Raw genomic sequence first — 24,848 nt, 5'->3', positions numbered from 1 at the left:
CCCGATCAGCGGTAGAGTGGTCGATGGCTCAGCATGAGCTGCCCTCGGCCGGCCGAGAGCGCATCGCTCCGGTGCGCACCTGCGTCGGGTGTCGGCAGCGGGTGCTGGCTGCCGATCTGCTGAGGGTCGTGGCGCGGGCGACGGAGTCGACAGGTTTCGTGCTGGTGCCGGATCCGGGGCGGAGGATGCCCGGTCGGGGCGCGTGGCTGCACCCCGACCCGGAATGCCTCGGTCAGGCGGAGCGGCGTCGAGCATTCGGCAGAGCGCTGCGGGTGTCGGGAACAATCGACCCGTCCGCGCTTGTTCAGCTGGTCGGGGTCCGGAACGAGGGGAACTCGGCGTAGCGATACGCGCCGGACCGGGGACACCAACTCTGAGAAGAACAGGTACGAACACTCATGAGCACACCGTGAAGCACCAGCGATGAACGTCCATCGGAGATAACCCGAGGTCGTGCGGGCACCAGCCGCTCGACCTCATCAGTGAGGAGAGCAGTGGCAGGCAAGGCCCGTGTACACGAGTTGGCCAAGGAACTCGGTGTCACCAGTAAGGAACTTCTCGCCCGTTTGAAGGAACAGGGCGAATTCGTGAAGTCGGCGTCCTCGACAGTCGAGCCGCCGGTGGCGCGCCGACTGCGCGAGTCCTTCGCGAAGGCGAACGGCGACGGCGCAGCCCCGTCGGCGGCCCCCAAGCCCGGGGCGCCGCGCCCCGGTCCCCGTCCGGCTGCGCCCGCCCAGGCCGCACCGGCACCCGCCCCGGCCCCGCAGCCGGAAGCCGCCGCCCCGGCGCCCAGCCCGGCTCCGGCGGCGCGTCCCGCCGCGTCCGGCCCCAAGCCCGGCGCTCCGCGCCCGGCCGCCCCGAAGCCGGCCACCCCGGAGGCCCCGGCCGCGCAGGCCGCGCCGCAGGCACCGGCCCCGCAGGCACCGGCCCCGCAGACGCCGAGCCCCGGCCCCAAGCCGGGCGGTCCCCGGCCCGGTCCCAAGCCGCCGCGCGTCGGCAACAACCCGTACTCGTCCGCCCCCGCGGAGCGTCCTGCGCCGCGTCCGGGCGCCCCGCGTCCGGTTCCCGGTCAGGGTCGCCCCGCTGGCGGTCCCGGTGGTGCCCGTCCGGCCCCCGGCCAGGGTCGCCCCGCGGCCGGTCCCGGCGGTCCCCGTCCGGCCCCCGGCCAGGGTGGCCCCCGGCCGTCCCCGGGATCGATGCCCCCGCGTCCGAACCCGGGCGCGATGCCGCAGCGTGCTGCACGTCCCGCCCCGACCGGTCGTCCCGGTCGGCCCGGTGCCCCCGGCGGGCGTCCGGCCGGCGGTGGCGGCGGTTACCGCGGTGGTGGTGGCGGCGCTCCGGGTGCCGGCACCGGTGCCGGCGCTCCCGGTGGATTCCGCGGTCGCCCCGGTGGTGGCGGCGGTGGTGCCGGTCGCGGTGGCCGCGGTGGCACCGCGGGTGCCTTCGGCCGTCCCGGTGGCGCTCCGCGCCGTGGCCGCAAGTCGAAGCGGCAGAAGCGGCAGGAATACGATTCGATGCAGGCACCGTCGGTCGGCGGTGTGCGGCTGCCGCGCGGCAACGGCGAGACCATCCGTCTCGCTCGCGGGGCGTCGCTGTCCGACTTCGCGGAGAAGATCGACGCGAACCCGTCGGCCCTCGTGCAGGCGCTGTTCAACCTCGGTGAGATGGTCACGGCCACTCAGTCGGTGAACGACGAGACTCTCGAGCTGCTCGGCTCCGAGATGAACTACAACGTTCAGGTCGTCAGCCCCGAGGACGAGGACCGCGAGCTGCTCGAGTCGTTCGACATCACCTACGGCGAGGACGAGGGCACCGAGGAAGACCTCGTGCAGCGCCCGCCGGTGGTGACCGTCATGGGTCACGTCGACCACGGCAAGACCCGCCTGCTCGACACGATCCGCAAGGCCAACGTCCGCGAGGGCGAGGCCGGCGGCATCACCCAGCACATCGGTGCCTACCAGGTGATGACCCACCTCAACGGCGAAGACCGGCTGATCACCTTCATCGACACCCCGGGTCACGAGGCGTTCACCGCCATGCGTGCCCGTGGCGCGAAGTCGACCGACATCGCGATCCTCGTGGTCGCGGCCGACGACGGCGTCATGCCGCAGACGGTGGAGGCGATCAACCACGCTCAGGCTGCGGACGTGCCGATCGTGGTCGCGGTGAACAAGATCGACAAGGAGGGTGCGAACCCTCAGAAGATCCGCCAGCAGCTCACCGAATACGGCCTGGTCACCGAGGAGTACGGCGGCGACACCATGTTCGTCGACATCTCGGCGAAGCAGGGCCTGAACATCGACCAGCTGCTCGAGGCCGTGCTGCTCACCGCGGACGCGTCCCTCGATCTGCGGGCCAACCCGGACATGGAGGCGCAGGGCGTCGCGATCGAGGCGCACCTCGACCGTGGCCGCGGCCCCGTGGCCACCGTCCTGGTCCAGCGCGGCACGCTGCGGGTCGGCGACTCGATCGTCGCGGGTGACGCGTACGGCCGGGTCCGCCGCATGGTGGACGAGCACGGCGACGACGTCCTCGAGGCGTCGCCCTCGCGGCCGGTCCAGGTCATCGGCTTCACGTCGGTGCCCGGCGCCGGTGACAACCTCGTCGTCGTCGAGGAGGACCGCATCGCACGGCAGATCGCGGACCGCCGCAATGCGCGCAAGCGCAACGCGCTGGCCGCCAAGAGCCGCAAGCGGATCAGCCTCGAGGACCTCGATGCCGCGCTCAAGGAGCACAACGAGCTCAACCTCATCCTCAAGGGCGACAACGCCGGTACGGTCGAAGCCCTCGAGGAGGCCCTCATGGGTATCGAGGTCGGGGACGAGGTGCGGCTGCGAGTCATCGACCGCGGTGTCGGTGGTGTGACCGAGACCAACGTCAACCTGGCTGCCGCGTCCAACGCTGTGATCATCGGCTTCAACGTCCGCGCGGAGGGCAAGGCCACCGAGCTCGCCAACCGCGAGGGTGTCGACATCCGCTACTACTCGATCATCTACCAGGCGATCGACGAGGTGGAGAAGGCGCTCAAGGGCATGCTCAAGCCCATCTACGAGGAGGTCGAGCTCGGCCGCGCCGAGATCCGGGCGATCTTCAAGTCGTCCAAGGTCGGCAACATCGCGGGCTGCATGGTCCAGTCCGGCATCGTCAAGCGCAACGCGAAGGCCCGTCTGCTCCGCGACAACAACGTCGTCGCCGAGACGGTCACCATCTCCTCGCTGCGGCGCGAGAAGGACGATGTGACCGAGGTGCGGGAAGGCTTCGAGTGCGGTCTGACGGTCACCTACTCCGACATCAAGATCGGTGACGTGATCGAGGCGTACGAGCTGCGCGAGAAGCCGCGCGACTGACGCGGCCGGATACACCCGACGGTCTCGTCGGCGGCGGTGGGCGAGATGATCGCCCGCCGCCGTCGGCGTGCCGGAGATCGGCACCGCACGACATCGGAGGACGGATGTATCTCGGGGCTCTGGAACTGGACGTTCTGCTCGGCGACGTGCGCTCGCTCAAGCAGAAGCGGTCCGTGATCCGTCCTGTGCTCGCCGAGCTGCGGCGGATGACGGTCAGTGCCGCCGAGACCGGTGACCAGGACCTCTACCGCCGCGCCGAGATCGGGGTGGCGGTGGCCGCGTCCGCGGTGCCGTACCTCAACGAGGTGCTCGACACGTGCGAGCGGCTCGTCGCCGAACGCCCGGAGTTGCAGCTGCTCTCCGTGCGGCGAAGAATTTTCGGTCCGGAGGACTGACCGGACCGGTCGAACAACATGTGGTCGCCGTCGGCGGCCGGGGAGAGGAACCGACTGACATGGCCGATCCAGCACGGGCACGCCGACTGGCCAAGCGCATCGCCACGATCGTCGCCACGGCCATCGATCACGAGATCAAGGATCCGAGGCTGGCGTTCGTCACGGTGACCGACGCGAAGGTCACCGCCGATCTGCACGACGCCACCGTCTACTACACGGTCCGCGGCGAGAATCTGGACGCCGAACCCGACCTGGCCGCGGCTGCCGCCGGCCTGGAGAAGGCCAAGGGTGTGCTGCGCTCGAAGGTCGGAGCGGGAACCGGAGTGCGATTCACCCCCACGCTGACCTTCGTCACCGACACCGTGCCGGACACCGCCCGGCACATGGAGGAACTTCTCGAGCGCGCACGGGCTGCCGACGAGGAGCTGGCCAAGGCCCGGGAGGGAGCCGCACCCGCCGGCGAGCCCGACCCATACAAGGAGCCCCGGACCCGTCCCGACGGTGACGATCTGTCGCGTCCCGACGACGGTGACGATCTGTAGCGCACCGATGGCCGAATCGACGCAGGCCGCCCCGGCGGTCGATCTCCGCGACGCCGTCGCGCTCCTCGAGGACGCGACGTCGGTGACGATCCTCTGCCATGTCCAGCCCGACGCCGACACCTTCGCCTCCGGCCTGGCCCTCGGCACGGTGCTCGAGCGGCGTGGCACTCCGGTGCAGGTGGCATTCGCGTCTCCGGCTGCCGTTCCGGCCTCGATGCGCGACCTGCCCGGCGGTCACCTACGGGTGCCCGCCGGGCAGGTCCGTCACGAGGTGGATCTCCTCGTCACCGTGGACTGCGGCACGGTCGGCCGACTCGGGCAACTCGCGGGCCGCCTGGCCGGAGCGAAGCGCATCCTGGTGATCGACCACCACCGCTCCAACACGCGGTTCGGCACCCACAATCTGATCGACGAGGCCGCCGAATCCACCACCGCCGTGCTCGCCGATCTGTTCGACGAGTGGGGCGTGCAGATCGACGCGGACCTCGCCCACTGTCTGTACGCGGGGCTGGTCACCGACACCGGATCGTTCCGCTGGGGGCGTGCGGGCTCGCACCGCCTCGCGGAACGGCTGCTGGCGACCGGGATCGACGGCGCCGCGATCACCCGCCGGCTTCTCGACACCCACCCGTTCGGGTGGCTGCCCATGCTGTCGATGGTGCTCGCCTCGGCGACGCTCGTCCCCGATGCCGCCGGCGGTCGCGGACTCGTCCACGCGACAGTGCGCCGCGCGGACTCCGCGCATCTGGGAGCCGAGGAGATCGAGAGCGTCATCGACATCGTTCGAACGACGGCAGAGGCGGAGGTCGCCGCCGTATTCAAGGAGTGCGGGCCGGACGTGTGGACGGTGTCGCTGCGATCGAAGCGGCACATCGACGTTTCCGCGACCGCCGCCGCGCTCGGGGGAGGCGGGCACCGGTTCGCATCCGGCTACACCGCGTACGGCGACCGCGACCTGGTCGTCGCGGCACTGCGCGCGGCACTGGACTGACGATGCCGGCGCCGCAGGACACCGCCGGCCCGGAACCGGACGCCGCGTCCCACCTCGTCCCCGAGGCCACCGCAGGACGCATCTTCGGGCTCGCGGTGCCGGCACTCGGAGTACTCGCCGCCGAACCCCTGTACCTTCTGTTCGACATCGCCGTCGTCGGCCGGCTCGGCGCCCTGGCCTTGGCCGGACTGGCCATCGGCGGCCTCGTCCTCGCCCAGGTCAGCACCCAGTTGACCTTCCTGTCCTACGGCACCACCGCCCGGGCCGCCAGATTCCACGGCGCCGGACGGCGGGACGCCGCCGTCGCCGAGGGGGTGCAGGCCACCTGGCTCGCACTCGCCGTCGGGACGGCGATCCTGATCGTCGGCCAGCTCCTGGCCGAACCGGTGGCCGCGCTGATCGCCGGCGACGAGCAGATCGCCGAGGCCGCGGTGTCGTGGCTGCGCGTCGCCCTGTTCGGCGCACCGCTGATCCTCGTCGGCCTCGCCGGCAACGGCTGGATGCGCGGTGTGCAGGACACCGCCCGCCCCCTGCGGTACGTGCTCGCCGGGCTCGCGCTCTCGGCGGTGCTGTGCCCGCTGCTCGTGCACGGCCTGGCCGGAGCCCCCCGCTGGGAACTCGTCGGCTCCGCCCTCGCCAACGTCGCCGGCCAGAGTGTGTCCGCAGCGCTGTTCGTCGGGGCACTGCTCCGGTCCGGTGTGCCGCTACGACCACAACGGACGGTGATCGCCGCGCAGGTGCGGCTCGGCCGCGACCTGATCGCCCGCAGCCTGGCCTTCCAGGCGTGCTTCCTGTCCGCGGCCGCGGTCGCCGCCCGGTTCGGGGCGGCCGCCGTCGCAGCACACCAGGTGGTGCTGCAGTTGTGGAACTTCGTCTCGCTCACCCTCGACTCGCTCGCCGTCGCCGCCCAGGCGCTGGTGGGCGCGGCCCTGGGGGGAGGAGCCCGCTCCGATGCGAAGCGCCTGGCGTGGCGGATCACCGCGTGGTCCACGGTGTTCGCCACCGGCCTGGCGCTGGTGTTCCTCGGGGGCGGCGACGCGATTCCGGCGCTGTTCACCAGCGATCCCGGGGTGCTCGAGCAGATCGACGTCGCCTGGTGGTTCTTCGTCGCGCTCCTACCCGTCGCCGGTGTCGTGTTCGCGCTCGACGGCGTGCTGCTCGGCGCCGGCGACGCCGCCTTCCTCCGCACCGCCACGCTCGCGTCCGCACTGTTCGGATTCCTGCCCCTCGTGTGGTGTTCGCTCGTGTGGGACTGGGGTCTCGCGGGTATCTGGACTGGGCTTACGGTGTTCATCGTGTTCCGGATGGCGGCCGTCGTGTGGCGGACGCGGTCGGGGCGGTGGGCGGTGACCGGTGCGGACCGGCAGGCTCGGCCCCCGCACGAGACGGCGCGCGACGAGACGAAGAAGGAGAGCCGGTGACGGGGAAACTGTGGGCGGTCAGCGACATCCACGTCGGGCATCGAGGCAATCGCCCCGTCACCGAGGATCTGTACCCGGAATCGCCGGACGACTGGCTGATCGTCGCCGGCGACGTCGCCGAGAAGTCCGACGACATCCGCTGGGCACTGTCGCTGCTGCGCAGCCGTTTCGCGAAGGTGATCTGGGTTCCCGGCAACCACGAACTGTGGACCACCGCCAAGGACCCGGTTCAGATGCACGGCGCCGCCCGGTACGACTACCTGGTGACGATGTGCCGCGAACTCGACGTGCTCACCCCGGAGGACCCGTACCCCGTGTGGCACGGCGAGGGCGGACCGGTGACGCTCGTGCCGATGTTCCTGCTCTACGACTACTCCTTCCTTCCCGAGGGCACCGCGACGAAGGCCGAGGGCCTGGCGCTGGCCCGTGAACGCAACGTCGTCGCCACCGACGAATTCCTGCTCGCGCCCGACCCGTACGTCACTCGGGACGTGTGGTGCCGCGTACGGCTCGACGAGACCCGCAAGCGTCTCGACGCCCTCGATCCGTCGCTGCCGACGGTGCTGATCAACCACTTCCCGCTGGTGCGCGAGCCCACCCGGATGTTGTTCTATCCGGAGTTCTCCCTGTGGTGCGGCACGACCGAGACCGCCGACTGGCACCTGCGCTACCGCGCCCTCTGCGCCGTGTACGGGCACCTGCACATCCCGCGTACCACGTACTACGACGGCGTCCGCTTCGAGGAGGTCTCTCTCGGCTATCCGCGGGAATGGCAGCGCCGGGGCCTGCCGGATCGACTGTTACGCCAGATCCTGCCCGTGCCGGAGTACCCGCCGGGATCGTTGAACAAATGGGGCGGACACTTCCGGGTCACGCCCGAGATGGAAGCCGAAGTCGAGAAGATGCGTGCAGCGCGCACTGCACAGAGCATGCGCGCGGGGCGCGAAGGGAAGTTGCGATGACCGACCCGACCACCGCGACCCGCACCGGGCTGATCAGCCGGATCCTGCCCGACGGGATCGCCGCCGCGGAGTTGTTCGAGGACCCGCCCGGTCTGCGACCGCACCCGCAGGAAGAGCCGCTGGTCGCCCGCGCGGTGGACAAGCGCCGGCGGGAGTTCGCCGGGGCACGGCACTGCGCCCGGCTGGCCATGCGGCAGCTCGGGATGGAACCCGGCCCGGTGCTCAAGGGCGACAAAGGGGCACCGGTCTGGCCGCGAGGGGTGGTCGGCAGCCTCACCCACTGCGACGGATACCGCGGAGCTGTTCTGGCCTATGCGTTGCAAGTGCGGTCGCTGGGGATCGACGCCGAGCCGCACGGACCTCTCCCCGACGGGGTGCTCGAAGCGGTCTCCCTGCCCCAGGAGCGCACCTGGCTCGCGGGCACCGATCCGAGTCTGCACTGGGACCGCCTGCTCTTCTGCGCCAAGGAGGCCACCTACAAGGCGTGGTTCCCGCTCACCGGACGCTGGCTCGGCTTCGAGGACGCCCACATCACGTTCGAGCGCGACGGCGCGGCCGCACCGGGCGCAGTCGCGTCGGGCACGTTTCGCTCCGACCTGCTCGTCCCCGGAGACACCCGGACGGGTGCCCCCCTGGCCGCGTTCGACGGGCGCTGGCTGATCGCCGACGGTCTGGTGCTCACGGCGATCGTCGTGCGCTGACGTCGCAGTCGTCGTGGCAGAATCGGGCCCCGTGTCTGCCTCCGAGAACCCCGCCCTCACCCGTGCCGGTCTGCTCGTCGTCGACAAGGACGCGGGCATGACGAGCCACGACGTGGTGGCCCGCTGCCGGCGACTGCTCGGCACTCGCAAGGTCGGTCACGCCGGCACCCTGGATCCGATGGCGACGGGCGTGCTCGTCCTCGGGGTGGAGCGCGCGACGAAGATCCTCGGTCTGCTCGCCCTCACCACCAAGGCGTACGCGGCGACGATCCGGCTCGGCCAGAGCACCGTCACCGACGACGCCGACGGCGAGGTGCTCGCGACCACCGACGCCGCCGCGGTCACGGACGAGGCGATCGCTACGGCCGTCGCCGCGCTCACGGGGGACATCTCCCAGGTGCCCGCCAGCGTCAGCGCGATCAAGGTGGACGGCAAGCGTGCCTACGCCCGGATGCGCGACGGGGAGACCGTCGAGCTGGCGGCCCGCCCGGTCACGGTCTCCCGTTTCGCGGTACTCGCCCGGCGTGAGGTGCGCGCGGACCGCGGGTGTTTCGTCGACCTCGACGTCGAGGTGGAGTGCTCGTCGGGCACCTACATCCGGGCGCTCGCCCGCGACCTGGGGTCCGCGCTGGGTGTCGGCGCGCATCTGACCGCGCTCCGCCGCACCCGGGTCGGCCCGTTCGGGCTCGAGCACGCTCGCACGCTCGCCCAGCTCGAGGACGACCCGACCGTGAGCCTGGACATCGACGCCGCGATCCGGACGGCGTTCCCGTGCCGGGACGTCACCGCCGCGGAGGCGGCACTGCTCGCGAACGGCCGGTGGCTGGACCCGGTGGGGATCCCCGGCGTGTACGCGGCGATCGATCCGTCCGGCCGCGCCGCGGCGCTGCTCCAGGAGAAGGGCACGCGGGCCTCGGCGGTGTTCGTCGTGCGCCCGGCCACCATTTGACGTCCTCCCCGTCGTGAACAGCGGGGATTCCGGTCTGCGCCGCTCATGCGGTGCTCCCGGCGGGTTCTCGCTTCACGGCCGGGTGCGGGACCGGGGTCCCGGCTGACACCGGCTCCACGAGCGTTGGGCTGTCCGCGCGTCCCGCGGCCAGGATGTTCTTCGCGGCGTTCACATCTCGGTCGTGGACCGCGCCACACGGGCAGGTCCACGACCGGACGTGCAGGGGCTTGGCCTCCCCGATGGCCCCGCACACCGAGCACGCCCGCGTGGAGGGGAACCACCGGTCGACCCGGGCGAAGGTGCGCCCGTGCCGCCGTGCCTTGTACTCGAGCATCGCCGTGAACGTCGACCACCCGGCATCGTGCACCGAGCGGGCGAGCTTCGTCCGGGCCAGCCCGGACACGGCGAGGTCCTCCACGTACACCGCTTGGTTCTCGCGGACGATCGTGGAGGAGAGCTTGTGGAGCCAGTCCCGGCGGGTGTTCCCGACCCGGGCGTGGCAGCGCGCCACCTTTCGGCGCGCACGCTCCCGGCGGGCCGAGCCCTTCTGCCGCCGGGCGAGTTCCTTCTGCGCGGTCCGCAGCTTGGCCTGCGCCTTGCGGGCGAGGCGGGGGGCGTCGACCTTCGTGCCGTCCGACAGTACCGCGAAGTGTGTCAGCCCCAGGTCGATCCCCACCTCGTGCGGCACGAGGGGCAACGGCTGGTCGGGGACGTCGACGACGAACGAGGCGTGGTACCGCCCGGCCGCGTCCATCGTCACCGTCACGCTCGACGGCGCCGAGGGCAGGTCGCGCGACCAGCGCACCGGGACGTCCCCGACCCCCGGCAGCCGCAGCCGCCCGTTCGGGAGCACCCGGAACCGGGCGGCCTTGGTGAACCGGATCGACTGGGCCCGGTCCGTCCGTGACCGGAACCGGGGCGCGCCGAGCTTGCGACCCTTCCGGGTGCCGTCGAGGGAGGCGAAGAAGTTCCGGTAGGCGGCGCAGGCGTCGGCGAGGGCCTGTTGCAGGACGACGGCGGACACCTCGGCCAGCCATGCCCGTTCCGGGGTCCGTTTCGCCGCGGTCAGCGCCTTCGACAGCGCCGCGTCGGTCGGGAACGGCGCCCCCGCCTCGTGCGCCGCCCGCCGAGCGGCGATGGCGTCGTTGAACACCACCCGGGCGCAGCCGAACACCCGCGCCAACACTCGGCGCTGGGCCGGGGTCGGGTCGAGCCGGTAGGCGTACCGGAGCTGCACACAGACCACTGTACCGTATTGGTTTATGGGCGATGAAGACGACATCCGCACTGGCAGACACTGCACGTTCCTCATGCATGTGCACTTGGTTTTCGTCACGAAGTACCGGCGCCAGGTGTTCGGTGACCGGCACCTGAACCGGATGGAAGAGATCATGCGCGCGGTGTGCACGGACTTCGAGGCCGAGCTGGTCGAGTTCCACGGCGAGGCCGACCACGTACACCTGCTGGTCCACTACCCGCCCAAGGTCGCCGTCTCGAAGCTGGTCAACAGCCTGAAAGGCGTCTCCTCCCGTCGTCTGCGCCAGGAGTTCCCCGAGCTGGTCCGGCACTACTGGCGCGCGCAACGGCTGTGGTCCGGGTCCTACTTCGCCGGGTCCGTCGGCGGCGCGCCGCTGAGCATCGTGCGCCAGTACATCGAGCAGCAGAACCGTCCCGTCCAGGGCACGGCTCGGCCCTGGCGGCCCTTCCCGCGCGGGCCTTCACCACCGCCGTGAACGGCGGCGCACTGACCCACATCCCGGTAGCGGCGGAGCCGCCTACACCAGCCAGATCGCGTCGGCGGCGGGATGTCCCAGGTCGACCGTGCTGCCGGCGTCGCCGCCGATGCGAACCGCGACGGTGCCTGCGAAGTCGCGGCGTTCGACGACGCGGATGTCGGTGTCGAGGGCGATGCCCACGTCGTCGAAGTAGCGCAGCATTGCCGGGTCGGCGTCGGAGATGCGGGCGACCCGGCCGTGCTCACCGTCGACGAACGCGCTGAGCTGGCGGGCCGGCGGCGTGGGGATCGTGCCGTCGACCGCCGGGATCGGATCTCCGTGCGGGTCCCGTTCCGGATGGCCGAGCTTGGCGTCGATCGCGGCGACGAGCCGGTCGGAGACGGCGTGCTCGAGCACCTCGGCCTCGTCGTGCACCTCGTCCCAGCCGTAGCCGAGTTCCCGGACCAGATACGTCTCGAGCAGGCGGTGCTTGCGGACCATGGCCACGGCCGCCGCGCGCCCGGCCTCGGTGAGCGAGATCGCGCCGTAGCGTGCGTGGTCGACGAGACCCTGCTCGGCGAGCTTGCGGACGGCCTCGGAGACGGTCGAGGCCGACACTCCGAGCTTCTCGGCGAGCAGCTTCGTCGAGACCTTCTCACCCGACCATTCCCGGACGGTCCAGATGATCTTGAGATAGTCCTGCGCGACCGGCGTCAGCATGTCCGTCGCCGCCACCTCGGTCGCCCCGCTCCTGTCGCCCACGGGGACAGCTTAGGCAACTCTCACCGTCGAATCATCCGGCTCGCGCAGCCGAGTGCGCCGTCGCAGGGCTCCGGTGACGAGTCCCTGGTGGGGCGAGAACAGATAGGCCATCGTGAACACGACCGCTTGGGCCAGAACGACGACGCCGCCGGTGGAGGCATCGGTGTAGTAGCTGACGTATACGCCGGTCGCCGACGTCAGTGCAGCCAGGGTGGGAGCGAGCACCAGCATCCGCGACAGCCGTTCGGTGAGCAGGTACGCCGTCGCACCGGGGATGATCAGCATCGCCACGACGAGGATGACCCCGACGGCCTGGATGGCGGCGACGATGGTGACCGCCAGCAGCGCGAGCAGCAGCGCGGACAGCCGGGCCGGGGAGATCCCGAGGGCGTGGGCCTGCCCCCGGTCGAACGCGAACAGGGTCAGGTCGCGGCGCTTGGCGATCAACACGACGAGCACCACCACTGCGAGCGCGGTGACCTGCCACATGTCCGCGGTGGCCAGGCCCAGCAGGTTGCCGAACAGCACATGGTGCAGGTCCACCTGGCTCGGGTTCTTCGAGATCAGCACGACACCGAGGGCGAACAACGTCGTGAAGACCACGCCGATCGCGGCGTCCTCCTTGACCTTGGTGGTGTTGCGGACGAGCCCGATCAGAGCGACGGCGGCCCCGGCGAACAGCAGCGCGCCCACCGCGAACGGCGCTCCCACCAGGTAGGCCAGCACCACGCCGGGCAGCACGGCATGGGAGACGGCGTCGCCCATCAGCGACCACCCGATGAGTACGAGCCAGCAGCTGAGCAGGGCACACACGATCGTGGCGGCCACCGCGACGACGAGGGCGCGCTGCATGAAGCCGTACTGCAGAGGTTCGACGATCAGTTCGACGAGGTTCACCGTGCCTCCTGGGCGACGTGGGGGGCCGGCAGCAGGGGGTCGACGCCGAAGGCGCGCGCGAGGTTCTCCGGCCGCAGCACCTCGTCCGGGGCGCCGTGGACGAGGATGCGCCGCTGCAGCAGCGCGGCCTCGTCGCACAGCAGCGACAGTCCGGCGAGGTCATGGGTGGCGACGAGGATCGTGTGCCCCGAACCGGCAAGGTCCCGGATCACCTCCGTCAGGGCAGCCTCGGTGCGCTTGTCCACGCCGGCGAACGGCTCGTCGAGCAGGAGCAGGGGAGCGCCCTGGGCGATGGCACGGGCGACGAAGACACGCTTGCGCTGACCCCCGGAGAGCTGGCCGATCTGCCGCTGCACGTAGCCGGCCATGTCGACGCGTTCGAGCGCGGCCCGGACGGCGGCGTGGTCGGCGGGCCGCGGCCGGCGCAGCCAGTTCTGCCGGCCGTAGCGGCCCGTCATCACGACTTCGCCCACGCTGATGGGGAAGTCCCAGTCGACGGCCTCGCTCTGCGGCACGTACGCGACGGCACCGGCCTTCCGGGCGGTGACGGTGTCGGTCCCGCCGATGGACACGGTGCCGGTGCTCGGTCGCACGATGCCCATGATCGCCTTGAAGAGGGTGGACTTGCCCGAGCCGTTGGTACCGACGAGCCCGCACACCCGGCCGGGGATGAGCGTCAGGTCGACGCCGTCGAGCGCCGTGACGGTGCGATAGTGCACGCTGAGCCGCGAGACGGCCAGGGCGGGGGTGGGTGTCGCGGTCATGGACGCAGCCCTTCGGTGATGGTGCGGACGTCGTGCCGGAGCAGGTCGAGGTAGGTGGGCACGGGACCGTCCGGCTCGGAGAGCGAGTCGACATACAGGGTTCCGCCGAACCGGGCTCCGGTGTCCTCGGCGACCTGCCGCTGGGCCTTGTCCGAGACGGTGGACTCGCAGAACACGGCAGGCACGGCGTTGGTCCGGACGAAGTCGACGGTGCGGGCGATCTGCTGCGGGGTGCCCTGCTGGTCGGCGTTGACCGCCCACAGGTAGGCCTCGCTCAGGCCGGCGTCGCGGGCCAGGTAGCTGAAGGCCCCCTCGCAGGTGACCAGCGCCCGGTGGTTCGGCGGCAGCACGGCCAGATCGGCGACGAGTTCTTCGTGCAGCGCCTGTAGTTCGGTGCGGTACGCCGCGGCGTTGGCGGCGTAGTCCGCGGCGTGCTCGGGGTCGAGGTCGGTGAAGGCGGCGGCGATGTTGTCGACGTAGGTCTGGGCCGCCAACGGGGACATCCACGCGTGCGGGTTGTGCCGCCCCGCGTAGGCGTCCTCGCCGATCGGCAGCGGCGGAACCCCGTCGCTGAGCACGGCGTGGGCCGCGTCGGTATCGGCGAGGAACTGCTCGAACCAGCGCTCGAGGCCGAGGCCGTTGTCGAGGACGAGGTCGGCGCGGGAGGCGTAACGCAGGTCGCCCGGGGTGGGTTCGTAACCGTGGACCTCGGCGCCGACCTTGGTGATCGACTCGACCCGCAGGTGCTCCCCGGCGACGTTGCGGGCCATGTCCGCGAGCACGGTGAAAGTGGTCAGTACCAGGGGCCGGTCGTCGTCGGAACTCTGCGCCGCGGCACAGCCCGCCAGGACCGTCGTGGCCGCGACGACCACCACGATTTTGCGTAGTCCAACGAAAATGTTCGGCATGCCGAAATTATGGCGGGACACTGGCGGAGTTGTCCATGAGGCGCTCCGGGCGAGCCGGAGATGACCGCCCGGCCGCCGGGTCGTAGGCTGCAGCGTGTGCAGAGATGGCGAGGTCTCGACGAAATTCCTGCGGATTGGGGTCGTTGTGTCCTGACGATCGGGGTGTTCGACGGTGTGCACCGCGGGCATCAGCAACTGATCGCGCGGGCGGTGAAGTCGGCGAAGGAACGCGGCACGGCCAGCGCCCTGATGACGTTCGATCCGCACCCGATGGAGGTCGTCCGGCCGGGCAGCCACCCGGCACAGCTCACGACCCTGGCGCGACGTGCCGAACTGGCCGAGGAACTCGGCATCGACGTCTTCTGCGTCATGCCGTTCACGCCCGAGTTCATGAAGTTGTCCCCCGAGCGGTACGCCCACGAGATCCTCGTCGAGCGGCTCCATGTCGCCGAGGTCGTCGTCGGCGAGAACTTCACCTTCGGCAAGAAGGCCGCCGGCAATGTGGATCTGCTGCGCACCATCGGCGAGCGTTTCGGCTTCGCCGTCCAGGGCCTGACCCTGCTCAGCGAACATGCGGTGACGTTCTCGTCCACCTATATCCGCTCGTGCGTGGACGCCGGCGACGTCGCCGCCGCGGCCGACGCGCTGGGCCGCCCCCACCGCGTCGAGGGCGTCGTGGTGCACGGCGACGGCCGGGGCCGCGATCTCGGCTTCCCCACCGCGAACGTCGCGCCGCCCATGTACTCGGCCATTCCCGCGGACGGCGTCTACGCGTGCTGGTTCACCGTCCTCGGTCCGGGTAGCGGTGGACTCGGCACCGTCACCCCGGGGGAGCGGTACCTCGCGGCCGTATCGGTGGGCACCAACCCGACCTTCTCCGGGCGTACCCGCACGGTCGAGGCGTTCGTCCTCGACGAGGAGGCCGACCTGTACGGCCAGCACGTCGCGGTCGACTTCGTCGAGCGGCTGCGCGGGATGGAGCGGTTCGAATCGGTGGAGGCCCTCGTCTCGGCGATGCACCGTGACGCCGAGCGGGCACGCGAAGTGCTCGAGCGCGCTCGCGGCTAGGGGCCGTTCCGGCCCGGGATCGCGCCCCGATCGGGGACAATTCCCGGTGTGTCGATACGTCAGTGGCGGCACGCGCGCCTGACCTGGGCAGATGCCGCGAACTACTACGAGTCGAAACCGGGCCGGCCGACCGACTGGTCCGCATTCGTCGTGTTCGATGAGCAGGACAGGACCGTTCGCGGCCCCGGGGACGCGCTCGCTCACCTGCGTTCCCGGACGCATCTGCTGACGGCGCTGGACCGGCGGATCGTCGAGGCGCCCGGCCGGCTGGACTACCCGTACTGGGTGCGGGCGCAACTCCCGCCCGAGCAACGTATCGAGTACCGCGAGTGGGCCGGCGGCTCGTTCACGGACTGCATCGACGCCATCGCCGACCTCTGCGCGGACCCGCTGGACGTCCGGCGGCGTGCGTGGTGCCTGCACGTCTTCGCCGGAGTGTCCGACCCCGACGACCCGACGGCGACCGTGACGGTCGTCGTGCTGCAGGTCAGCCACGCCGTGATGGTCGGTTCGGCGTTGGGTGCCTTCCTCGGCGCACTGTTCGGCGCGGACGGGCAGCCACTGCGCGTTCCCGGTCTGGCGCCGGCCGCGACGCGCCCGCACCACGCCGCCGCAGCGGTGTCGGGGGTGGCACGCTTCGCTCGCTGGTACCTGGGGCTCGGCGCGGTCCTGGTGCGGCGGGCGGCATCGGCGCGGTCCGCGGACACCCCGGCGGTCCCGTCGCCGGCGGCGCGGCCGATGCTCGCCCGCGCCCCCGGGCGCGACCGGGCGATCCGGATCGTGCGTCCGGACCTGGGCAGTCTCGTGGGCCGGACCTACACCGTGACAGCCATGGGCCTGGCGGCGGTATCCCTGGCGCTGCAGCGCTACCTCGGCGAGCACTGCGCGCCCGTCGTCGATGTACGCGTCGCGGTTCCGGTCGCGGTGGGTGCGGCCGGTGTCGCGCTGGGCGTCAACCGGCTGACTGCCGCGATCGTTCCGTTGTGCACCGAGGTCGCCGATCCCCGCGACCGGGTGGCGGCCGTGGCCGACGCGCTCGCCCACGAGCGGCGGATCGCGACGTCTCCCGAGGTGTTGGACCGCCTCGCGGGCGCGGGTGCGGTGCCGTATCCGGTGTACCGCCGGGTGACGGACCGGCACGACCGCGCGGCGTCGGCAGGGGGAGCCCCGGGCCCGGCCCAGACGGCGGTCACCAGTGTCGACTGTGGCGGCGAGGCCGACTGGACCTACGGCGGCGCGGCATTCCGATTCGTCGCCGGCATCCAGTCTCTGCGTCCGGGGATGGGTCTGGTGCACTCCTTCAGCCGGGCCGGCGATTCGTTCGCCGTCACCGTCATGAGCTCCCCGCTGCTGATGCCGGACCTCGATCGGTACGCGACCCTCCTCGAGGAGGGGTTCGCCGAGGTGATCGAGGCCACCGGCGGCCGGCGATCCGGCACCGGCCCCCGGGGGCGAGGGTGACCGAAGCGGGTGCGCACCCCTCTGGTACGCTCATCCGCTGGTGTGTGCTGTGGTTCGCGGTGGCCGCACCGACGGGTTCCGGCCCGTTTCACGAAGCGCGCGGACGTCATCGATCAGGAGTATCACCAGTGGCATTGACCACCGAGCAGAAGAAGCAGATCCTCGGCGAGTACGGCCTCCACGAGACCGACACCGGATCGCCCGAGGCGCAGGTCGCGATGCTCACCAAGCGCATCCAGGACCTGACCGAGCACCTGAAGCAGCACAAGCACGACCACCACTCCCGCCGCGGCCTGCTGCTGCTGGTCGGTCGTCGTCGCCGGCTGCTCAAGTACGTCGAGAAGGTCGACGTCAACCGCTACCGTTCGCTGATCCAGCGTCTGGGTCTGCGTCGATAGGAGCGCGACGAAGCGACGACGCGATCTGCGTTCGCTGATCTTTCCGATAGCCAACGAGGCAATGCTTAGACTGAGCCTCGTTGGCTATCGGTGTTTGGCCGCTGTGCGGTCGGAGACGGGCTACGTGCCCGTCGGACACCGGCAGCGGCACCCGCGGACGGCGACACCGCCCGCGGAACCGTATGCACCGACGGTGTCGGTCTTCGGTAGTGACCTTCCGGACCCGGTCCGGACGGTTTCGATCGACGACCGCCTCCGCACGCTCGGCCCGTGAGACGCGGGTACGGGCGATCGGTGCGCAGCTGCAGCCACGAGGGTTGTGGCGCCCGCGCGGGTACGGCGAAGACGAGAGGGAAGAGAAGAGTAGAGATGACCAGCAATTCCGCAGTCGAGGTCGACGAGGGCGTGTTCGAGTCCGTCGCGGTCCTCGACAACGGGTCCTTCGGCACCCGTCAGATTCGTTTCGAGACCGGCCGCCTCGCCCAGCAGGCCGCCGGCTCCGTCGTCGCGTACCTCGACGACGAGACCATGCTGCTGTCGGCGACGAGCGCCTCCAAGCAGCCCAAGGAGCACTTCGACTTCTTCCCGCTGACGGTGGACGTCGAGGAGCGCATGTACGCCGCGGGACGCATCCCCGGCTCGTTCTTCCGTCGTGAGGGCCGGCCCTCGACCGACGCGATCCTGACCTGCCGTCTCATCGACCGGCCGCTGCGCCCGTCGTTCGTCGACGGCCTGCGCAACGAGATCCAGGTCGTGGTGACGGTGCTCAGCCTGAACCCGAACGACCTGTACGACGTCGTCGCCATCAACGCCGCGTCGGCATCCACGCAGATCGCCGGCCTGCCGTTCTCCGGACCCGTCGGTGGCGTGCGGGTCGCGCTGATCACCTCGGAGGAGAACAAGACCGGCCAGTGGGTCGCGTTCCCCACGGTCGAGCAGCTCGAGAACGCCGTGTTCGACATGGTCGTCGCGGGCCGCATCGTGGGTGGCGGCGACAACCCCGAGACCGCCGACGTCGCGATCATGATGGTCGAGGCCGAGGCCACCGGGAACGTCGTCGAGCTGGTGGCCGGCGGGGCGCAGGCACCGACCGAGACCGTCGTCGCCGAGGGCCTCGAGGCCGCCAAGCCGTTCATCGCGCGGCTGTGCATCGCCCAGCAGCAGCTCGCCGCCGCCGCGGCGAAGCCCACCGGTGACTTCCCGGTGTTCCCGGCCTACGAGGCAGACGTGTACGAGGCCGTCGAGGCCGCCGCGTCGGCCAAGCTGTCCGAGGCGCTGACCATCGCCGGCAAGCAGGAGCGCGACGAGCGGACCGACGAGGTCAAGGTCGAGGTCCTCGAGCAGGTGGCCCCCAACTTCGAGGGCCGCGAGAAGGAGATCGGCGCGGCGTTCCGTTCCCTGACGAAGAAGCTGGTCCGCCAGCGGATCCTGCGGGACCAGTTCCGCATCGACGGCCGCGGTGTCACGGATATCCGTGCCCTGTCCGCCGAGGTCGCGGTGGTGCCGCGCGCGCACGGCTCGGCGCTGTTCGAACGCGGCGAGACCCAGATCATGGGTGTCACCACGCTGGACATGGTGAAGATGGCGCAGCAGATCGACTCGCTCGGTCCCGAGACCAGCAAGCGGTACATGCACCACTACAACTTCCCGCCGTACTCCACCGGTGAGACCGGCCGCGTCGGCTCCCCGAAGCGCCGCGAGATCGGCCACGGCGCCCTCGCCGAGCGGGCCCTGATCCCGGTCCTGCCCAGCCAGGAGGAGTTCCCCTACGCGATCCGTCAGGTCTCCGAGGCGCTCAGCTCGAACGGATCCACCTCGATGGGCTCGGTGTGTGCCTCCACGCTCTCGCTGCTGAACGCCGGCGTGCCCCTCAAGGCGCCCGTCGCCGGTATCGCGATGGGCCTGGTCTCCGACGAGGTCGACGGTGAGACCCGTTACGTCGCACTGACCGACATCCTCGGCGCCGAGGACGCGTTCGGTGACATGGACTTCAAGGTGGCCGGCACGAAGGACTTCGTCACCGCGCTGCAGCTCGACACCAAGCTCGACGGGATCCCGTCCCAGGTGCTCGCCGGCGCGCTGGCGCAGGCTCGCGACGCCCGCGCCACCATCCTCGAGGTGATGGCCGAGGCCATCGAGACCCCGGACGAGATGAGCCCGTTCGCTCCGCGGATCACCACCATCAAGGTCCCGGTGGACAAGATCGGCGAGGTCATCGGCCCCAAGGGCAAGATGATCAACTCGATCACCGAGGAGACCGGCGCGAACATCTCCATCGAGGACGACGGCACGGTGTACGTCGGCGCCGCCGACGGCCCGTCCGCCCAGGCCGCGATCGACAAGATCAACGCCATCGCGAACCCGCAGCTGCCGAAGGTGGGCGAGCGGTTCCTGGGGACCGTGGTCAAGACCACGGCGTTCGGTGCGTTCGTCTCGCTGCTGCCGGGCCGCGACGGCTTGGTGCACATCAGCAAGCTCGGCAACGGCAAGCGCATCGCCAAGGTCGAGGACGTCGTCAACGTCGGCTCGAAGATCCGCGTCGAGATCGCCGACATCGACAACCGGGGCAAGATCAGCCTGGTGCCGGTGCCCGACGAGGACACCGCCGGCGCTTCGGACGCGACACCCGCAGTTCCGGCCGAGTCCGGCGACACCGCCGAGAGCTGACACTCGGATCCCGGCCGCCCGCGTCTCCGTCTGTCCCTGGGACGGACGGAGACGCGGGCGGTCGCGTGTTCTCCCGCCGGCGCGGCGCCTGCTACGGCCCCTGGGAGGTAGTCGGGGCGCCTGCGCTCGACAGCAGTCCGAGTTCCCGCGCCCGCACCACCGCCTGGCGGCGACTCGTGGCACCGAACTTGCGGTACAGAGACTTCAGATGTGCCTTGACGGTGTTCACTGACACGAAGAGCTCGTCGGCGATCTCGGCATTGCTCATCATGGTGGGCAGGAGCAGAAGGACAGCCCGTTCGCGACTGGTCAACGGCTCGAGCAGTTGCGGGGCCTCGGACCGGTCGGCGGTCCCGCCCATCCTGCCGATCAGCATCGAGACGAACTCGCGGTGGGCGTCGTCGAGGCGGTTGTGTCGTTCCAGCAGTGCTCGGACTCGGCCCCCGGCCAGGAGGAACGGCCGCGCGATTCCTTCGGGCGCGGCCACGACGAGGGCACGTGCCAGGGCAATCTCGGCTTCGCCATCCGCCTGCAGCCGGTCGTGTGCGAGTGCGGTGAGCAGCCAGGCATCGACGGTCGGCCCGTTGTCGATCGGTTCTCCCCCGAGCAGCGGTGCCACCAGTTGCAGGCATCGGCGCGGTTCGTCGGACGCCAGGTACGACCGCGCCACGAGGACCACACGGTGCGCGCCGGGGCGCGCGAGATCCGCTCGTCCCTTCTCGGCGGACAGCAGCGCCGCAACCTCGTGGGCCCGTCCTTCGGCGAGCAGGATCTCTGCCTCGACGAGTTCGTACCACTCGGCAAGGAAGCGCGGGATGACCCAGTCGGACATGCGCTGCCGCAATCGCCCCAGGTGCGCCCGTGCCGCCGCCGGGTTGTCCGCCGAGAGCGCGAGCCGTGCCTGTACGAGCCCGAAGCTGGTTTCGATGTAGCGGTCGCGGAACTCGCCCAGGCTCGTGTGCCCCCGCTCGACCGCAACGGAACAGGCCTCGATGTCCGCCTCGAGCAGGCGGATCATGGACTCGGCCAGCAGCGCCGTGGCCGACGGCGGCAGGAAGGTCCATCCCAGCTCGTCGGCGACAGCCAGTCCGAGATCGACCTCTCTGCGTGCCGCCCGCAACCGGCCGGCCATCGCCATGAGCACGGCTGTGTTGCCGTGCAGGTGCAGCGCGAGTACCGGTGTCATCGCCGATCCGGCGGCCAGCGCCGAAGTCGTGGACGCGAGCATCGCCTCGGCGGCATCGAGTTCTCCGGACCACAGCTTGCCCATCGCGAGGACGGTGCCGGCGGCGATTCGGTATACGGGAGAGGCCGGCATGTCCGCCGGCGAGATCCCCTCGAGTTGGCGGATCGCTTCTCGTGCGGCGCTGACCTGCCGCGACGGATCTGCCTTCATCCAGGCGAGCACCGCATCGAGAGTGACCAGGACCGTCCCGGTGAGCCGCGCGTCGGCGGTCGGGAGAGGGTCGAGCAGCTCGCGGGCGCGGGCCATGTGGGTGGCGACGCCGACCGGATCGTACTCCGCATACGCGGCGACCGCGGCGGCCGCCGCCACCTCGGCATGCCCCCCGACCAGCTCGGCGGGTGCGTCCCGCAGCAGTGCCACCAGCGCCGGACGTTCCGGACCCAGGATTTCTGCTCCCGCCGCTCGCAGGACGAACCGGGCAAGTCCGAGCCAGTCCTCCGCGGCGCGCAGGTGGCGGGCCGCCTCGAGGAGTTCGCCGTGGTCCGCGAACCACCGGGCGGCACGCCGGTGCAACACGCGGCGGCGCTCGGGATCCTGGGACTTGAGTCGGTGTCGCAGCAGGTCCCCGAACAGTTGGTGATAGCGGTACCACTCCCGCCGGTGGTTCAACGCGACGACGAACAGGTTGTCCCGTTCGAGCCGAATCAGAAACTGCTGGCCGTCGGTACGCCCCGTCAGGACGTCGGCCAGTTCGGCGGAAATCCGCCCTACGACGCACGTGTCGAGCAGGAACCGGCCCAGTGCCGGATCCTGGTTGGCCAGAACCTCTTCCGCGAAGTAGTCGGCGACCGACCGTTCGTCCCCCGCAAGCGACTCCACGGTGGCCTCCACATCGTTCGAGGTCCGGAGCGACAGGGCCGCGAGCCGCAGGCCGGCCGCCCATCCCTCGGTCTTGGTGAGGAGGGTCTGCATCTGCGCGGGTTCGAGGAGGACATCGTGGTCGGCCAGGAGCTGTTTCGCCTCGGCGGCATCGAACCGCAACGCTTCCGCGCGGATCTCGGTCAGCTGACCGCTCAGGCGGAGTCGTTGCAGGGGCAACGCGGGATCGCTGCGAGTGGCGATCACCAGTCGCACGTTGCCGAGCCCCCTGCGGACGGCTGCCGCGAGCGACTCCACGGCCGGCGTCCCCGCGAGCAGGTGCATGTCGTCCAGCACCAGGACGACGGGATGGGGAAGCCGGCCACACGCATCGGCGAACACGGAGACGAATCGGGGGTCGAAGCTGGGTGGGACCTGCATCGTCGCCAGCAACGACCCGGCGGGGAACCCGCCGACGGCGCGGAGCGAGTCCAGGACCCGGCTCCAGAACTGCGTCGGTTCGGCGTCCTCACGTTCCACCGAGAGCCATGCCACGGGCCCGGGATGTGCCGCTGCCCAGGAGGCCAGCAACAGCGTCTTACCCGACCCGGCCGGTGCCGATACGAGCACGGTGCCGGCACTCACCCCGTCTTCGAGGATGCGTTCGAGACGCGCGCGCCGCACCACCCGGCCGGGAAGCCGAGGCACGAGGGAACGCACCATCGACAACGCGGGAGCATGCTCGTCCTGCGCGCCGGCCGGTGGCCCCGTCATGCGACGAGAGTAGTCCTGTGCGGCGGCCGGTGCCCTCGTCATGGGACGGGTTCGGTGATCCGCGGTGAACGGAGGCGGATCGGAAGCCGGGTCACGTGCCCGGCGAGCCGGTGACGGATCGACCGCGCTCCGGCGCCTGCGACCGTTCCTCCGCGGCGCGGTCGGACCCGGGAACAGTGTCGTTCCCGTAGTCGAACATCGCGGTGATCCGGGTCTTGATCTCTTCGGTGGTCATCGTGGCCGTCGGGGTGAGGCCACCCGCGGTCTGTCGTCTCCTCATGGGGTCCTTCGGGAGTTCCCGGTAGGGATCGTCGAGGGCTGAGGGTCAGGCCCGGATCATCAACGCGGCGGACGCCACGGCCGCGGTCGTTGCCGCCGCAGTGACGACGCCGGCGAGAACGGAGCCGGTGTACGCCCCCACGGGTGCCGCGGCGGCCGCTGCGGCGCCGAGGACGATGGCCGGAATCGGCAGCGACCAGGGCATGTCGTGGCGGGACGCACCGCCCCTGCGTGACGTCGCGTTCTGCGCGCGGGTACGGACGGTGGAGTGAGTGGGTGCGGTCATCGTCGATCCACTTCGTTCGATCGGGACGCGGGTGCGCCTTTCGGCCGCGAGTGAATCCGCGGTCGATTCCGACGGTAGGTCGTACCCCTGTGCGGCGCCTCACCCCTGGAGGGTGAAACCGCAGGCCGAAACCGCAGCCCGAAACCGCAGCCCGAGGGTGAACACCCGGCCTCGAACAGGAGGAGCACCCGCCCCTGCCGCGGCTCCGGGGCGGAACGGACCGTCGGTATTTTCCTCGAATTCACCCCGCGTGCGCGTGTCGATGATTTGCTGGATCCGTGACGGCTTCGGTAGGTGTTACAGAGGCGCGGCGGAGCTCGAACCTCGCGCTGGCAACGTGGGTCTCGGCAATCAATTTCTGGGCATGGAACATGATCGGCCCCTTGTCCACGACGTATGCGGGCGACCTCTCGCTCAGCAGTACACAGGCCTCGATCCTCGTCGCGACGCCCATTCTCGTAGGATCCCTGGGGCGCATCGTGGTGGGCTCGCTCACGGATCGTTACGGCGGCCGCGTCATGTTCATCGCGATCTCGCTGGCCTCGATCGTCCCGGTGCTCGCCGTCGGTGTGGCCGGCAGCGTCGGCTCCTACCCTCTGTTGCTCGTCTTCGGCTTCTTCCTCGGTATCGCCGGAACGATCTTCGCAGTGGGTATCCCGTTCGCCAACAACTGGTACGAGGCGTCCAGGCGGGGCTTCGCGACCGGCGTCTTCGGAGCCGGCATGGTGGGGACGGCCCTGTCCGCGTTCTTCACTCCGCGGTTCGCAGAGTGGTTCGGGCTGCTGGTAACCCACGTCATCGTCGCCGCGGCGCTTGCCGTCACGGCAGGGGTGTGCTTCCTCGTGATGCGTGATTCGCCGCAGTTCCGCCCGAACACCGACGCGGTCGTCCCGAAGCTTGCCGCTGCGCTGAAACTCCGCGTGACCTGGGAGATGTCGTTCCTCTACGCGGTCGTCTTCGGTGGCTTCGTGGCCTTCAGCAACTACCTTCCCACCTACATCAAGACGATCTACGGCTTCTCCGCTGTCGACGCCGGCGCGCGGACAGCGGCGTTCGCTCTGGCCGCAGTGCTGGCCCGGCCGATCGGGGGTGCCCTGTCCGACCGCATCGCCCCGAAGTACGTCGTGCTCGTGTCGTTCGCCGGGACGGCAGCGATGGCCGCGATTGCGATCGCCCAGCCGCCCCCGGACGTGTGGTCCGCGGCGACGTTCATCCTGCTCGCGATCTTCCTCGGCATCGGCACCGGTGGCGTCTTCGCGTGGGTGGCGCGTCGCGCACCCGCCACGTCCGTGGGATCGGTCACCGGCCTCGTCGCGGCCGCCGGCGGGCTCGGCGGGTACTTTCCGCCGCTCGTCATGGGCGCCACCTACGACTCCGCCGACAACGACTACACCATCGGTCTGCTGCTGCTCGTGGCGACCGCGCTCGTCGCGCTCGTCTACACCGCGGTGAAGCTGCACGCGCACGAGCCCGTGCAGGCCGACAGCCGCTGACGATTCCGTCCCGAAGGAGTGCAT

The 24,848-nt window shown here is 70.6% G+C and carries 23 protein-coding genes; 15 read left to right on the top strand and 8 right to left on the bottom strand.

All coding sequences use genetic code 11. The features are described from left to right. Window positions 1-23: 23 nt before the first annotated feature. The 9 genes from OEY_RS29675 to truB all read left to right on the top strand — a co-directional run bounded on the left by OEY_RS29675 (window position 24) and on the right by truB (window position 9,308). Window positions 24-344 (top strand): YlxR family protein, encoded by a 321-nt coding sequence (locus OEY_RS29675; protein ID WP_010592706.1) that lies wholly within the window; start codon window positions 24-26, stop codon window positions 342-344. A gap of 150 nt (window positions 345-494) precedes the next feature. Continuing rightward, window positions 495-3,347 carry a translation initiation factor IF-2 gene (infB, locus tag OEY_RS29670; protein ID WP_083846922.1) on the top strand — a complete coding sequence of 951 codons (2,853 nt, stop codon included), beginning with the start codon at window positions 495-497 and terminating at the stop codon, window positions 3,345-3,347. 104 nt (window positions 3,348-3,451) lie between these two features. Beyond that, window positions 3,452-3,742, top strand: a complete 291-nt coding sequence (locus OEY_RS0104295; protein ID WP_003935690.1) for a DUF503 domain-containing protein — start codon at window positions 3,452-3,454, stop codon at window positions 3,740-3,742. 59 nt (window positions 3,743-3,801) lie between these two features. Then, the gene (gene rbfA / locus OEY_RS0104290; RefSeq protein ID WP_010592705.1) at window positions 3,802-4,284 is read left to right on the top strand and encodes a 30S ribosome-binding factor RbfA; all 483 of its coding nucleotides are present in this window, start codon (window positions 3,802-3,804) and stop codon (window positions 4,282-4,284) included. Between the two features lie 7 nt (window positions 4,285-4,291). Next, entirely contained in the window at window positions 4,292-5,275 is a 984-nt protein-coding gene (locus OEY_RS0104285) for a DHH family phosphoesterase (RefSeq protein WP_010592704.1), read from the top strand. A 2-nt stretch (window positions 5,276-5,277) separates the two neighbouring features. Beyond that, window positions 5,278-6,696 carry an MATE family efflux transporter gene (locus tag OEY_RS0104280; RefSeq protein WP_010592703.1) on the top strand — a complete coding sequence of 473 codons (1,419 nt, stop codon included), beginning with the start codon at window positions 5,278-5,280 and terminating at the stop codon, window positions 6,694-6,696. Next, on the top strand, window positions 6,693-7,658 hold the full coding sequence (locus OEY_RS0104275; RefSeq protein WP_010592702.1) for a metallophosphoesterase family protein: 966 nt from the start codon (window positions 6,693-6,695) through the stop codon (window positions 7,656-7,658). Before OEY_RS0104280 ends, OEY_RS0104275 begins: the two co-directional genes overlap by 4 nt. Next, the gene (gene npt, locus OEY_RS0104270) at window positions 7,655-8,359 is read left to right on the top strand and encodes a 4'-phosphopantetheinyl transferase Npt (protein ID WP_010592701.1); all 705 of its coding nucleotides are present in this window, start codon (window positions 7,655-7,657) and stop codon (window positions 8,357-8,359) included. Before OEY_RS0104275 ends, npt begins: the two co-directional genes overlap by 4 nt. A 31-nt stretch (window positions 8,360-8,390) precedes the next feature. Further along, entirely contained in the window at window positions 8,391-9,308 is a 918-nt protein-coding gene (gene truB / locus OEY_RS0104265; protein ID WP_010592700.1) for a tRNA pseudouridine(55) synthase TruB, read from the top strand. Window positions 9,309-9,351: 43 nt separating this feature from the next. Here the strand turns inward: truB and OEY_RS28015 are convergent, their stop codons facing one another. Next, window positions 9,352-10,545, bottom strand: a complete 1,194-nt coding sequence (locus tag OEY_RS28015; protein ID WP_010592699.1) for an RNA-guided endonuclease InsQ/TnpB family protein — start codon at window positions 10,543-10,545, stop codon at window positions 9,352-9,354. Window positions 10,546-10,570: 25 nt separating this feature from the next. Between OEY_RS28015 and tnpA the strand changes: the two genes are divergently transcribed. Beyond that, window positions 10,571-11,041, top strand: a complete 471-nt coding sequence (gene tnpA / locus OEY_RS0104255; protein WP_010592698.1) for an IS200/IS605 family transposase — start codon at window positions 10,571-10,573, stop codon at window positions 11,039-11,041. Window positions 11,042-11,083: 42 nt separating this feature from the next. On the opposite strand, the gene OEY_RS0104250 is transcribed toward tnpA, so the two are convergent. From OEY_RS0104250 to OEY_RS0104235, 4 genes are read right to left on the bottom strand one after another with little or no spacing between them, the layout of a single operon-like run. After that, window positions 11,084-11,743: a metal-dependent transcriptional regulator gene (locus tag OEY_RS0104250; RefSeq protein WP_040271917.1), complete on the bottom strand. Its 660-nt coding sequence runs from the start codon at window positions 11,741-11,743 to the stop codon at window positions 11,084-11,086. 51 nt (window positions 11,744-11,794) lie between these two features. Continuing rightward, window positions 11,795-12,682 (bottom strand): metal ABC transporter permease, encoded by an 888-nt coding sequence (locus tag OEY_RS0104245; protein WP_010592696.1) that lies wholly within the window; start codon window positions 12,680-12,682, stop codon window positions 11,795-11,797. Further along, a complete protein-coding gene (locus OEY_RS0104240; RefSeq protein WP_010592695.1) occupies window positions 12,679-13,446 on the bottom strand; it encodes a metal ABC transporter ATP-binding protein in 768 nt (255 codons plus the stop codon). The genes OEY_RS0104245 and OEY_RS0104240 overlap by 4 nt, the downstream gene beginning before the upstream one ends. After that, window positions 13,443-14,354 (bottom strand): metal ABC transporter substrate-binding protein, encoded by a 912-nt coding sequence (locus OEY_RS0104235; protein WP_072786447.1) that lies wholly within the window; start codon window positions 14,352-14,354, stop codon window positions 13,443-13,445. Before OEY_RS0104235 ends, OEY_RS0104240 begins: the two co-directional genes overlap by 4 nt. A gap of 96 nt (window positions 14,355-14,450) precedes the next feature. Here OEY_RS0104235 and OEY_RS0104230 point away from each other — a divergent pair, with 96 nt between their 5' ends. The 4 genes from OEY_RS0104230 (at window position 14,451) to OEY_RS0104210 (ending at window position 19,948) form a co-directional block, all read left to right on the top strand. Continuing rightward, window positions 14,451-15,422 carry a bifunctional riboflavin kinase/FAD synthetase gene (locus tag OEY_RS0104230; protein WP_026137746.1) on the top strand — a complete coding sequence of 324 codons (972 nt, stop codon included), beginning with the start codon at window positions 14,451-14,453 and terminating at the stop codon, window positions 15,420-15,422. 48 nt (window positions 15,423-15,470) lie between these two features. Next, window positions 15,471-16,883, top strand: a complete 1,413-nt coding sequence (locus tag OEY_RS0104225; RefSeq protein WP_010592692.1) for a wax ester/triacylglycerol synthase domain-containing protein — start codon at window positions 15,471-15,473, stop codon at window positions 16,881-16,883. A gap of 128 nt (window positions 16,884-17,011) precedes the next feature. Then, window positions 17,012-17,281: a 30S ribosomal protein S15 gene (gene rpsO, locus OEY_RS0104220; protein WP_003935677.1), complete on the top strand. Its 270-nt coding sequence runs from the start codon at window positions 17,012-17,014 to the stop codon at window positions 17,279-17,281. Window positions 17,282-17,650: 369 nt separating this feature from the next. Further along, window positions 17,651-19,948: a polyribonucleotide nucleotidyltransferase gene (locus OEY_RS0104210; protein ID WP_010592691.1), complete on the top strand. Its 2,298-nt coding sequence runs from the start codon at window positions 17,651-17,653 to the stop codon at window positions 19,946-19,948. A gap of 91 nt (window positions 19,949-20,039) precedes the next feature. Here OEY_RS0104210 and OEY_RS0104205 read toward each other — a convergent pair whose 3' ends face one another. The 3 genes from OEY_RS0104205 to OEY_RS0104195 form a co-directional block, all read right to left on the bottom strand. Further along, entirely contained in the window at window positions 20,040-22,766 is a 2,727-nt protein-coding gene (locus OEY_RS0104205) for a LuxR C-terminal-related transcriptional regulator (RefSeq protein WP_010592690.1), read from the bottom strand. Between the two features lie 91 nt (window positions 22,767-22,857). Beyond that, the gene (locus OEY_RS30380; RefSeq protein ID WP_124258794.1) at window positions 22,858-23,046 is read right to left on the bottom strand and encodes a hypothetical protein; all 189 of its coding nucleotides are present in this window, start codon (window positions 23,044-23,046) and stop codon (window positions 22,858-22,860) included. Between the two features lie 45 nt (window positions 23,047-23,091). After that, the gene (locus tag OEY_RS0104195; RefSeq protein ID WP_010592689.1) at window positions 23,092-23,331 is read right to left on the bottom strand and encodes a hypothetical protein; all 240 of its coding nucleotides are present in this window, start codon (window positions 23,329-23,331) and stop codon (window positions 23,092-23,094) included. A gap of 278 nt (window positions 23,332-23,609) precedes the next feature. Here OEY_RS0104195 and OEY_RS0104190 point away from each other — a divergent pair, with 278 nt between their 5' ends. Then, window positions 23,610-24,824 (top strand): nitrate/nitrite transporter, encoded by a 1,215-nt coding sequence (locus tag OEY_RS0104190; protein ID WP_072786443.1) that lies wholly within the window; start codon window positions 23,610-23,612, stop codon window positions 24,822-24,824. Window positions 24,825-24,848: the final 24 nt, after the last annotated feature.

Origin of the sequence: Rhodococcus sp. P14, assembly GCF_000256505.1 — a bacterium.
Taxonomy (GTDB): domain Bacteria; phylum Actinomycetota; class Actinomycetes; order Mycobacteriales; family Mycobacteriaceae; genus Rhodococcus; species Rhodococcus ruber.
This window is presented reverse-complemented; position numbering and strand designations above follow the sequence as displayed.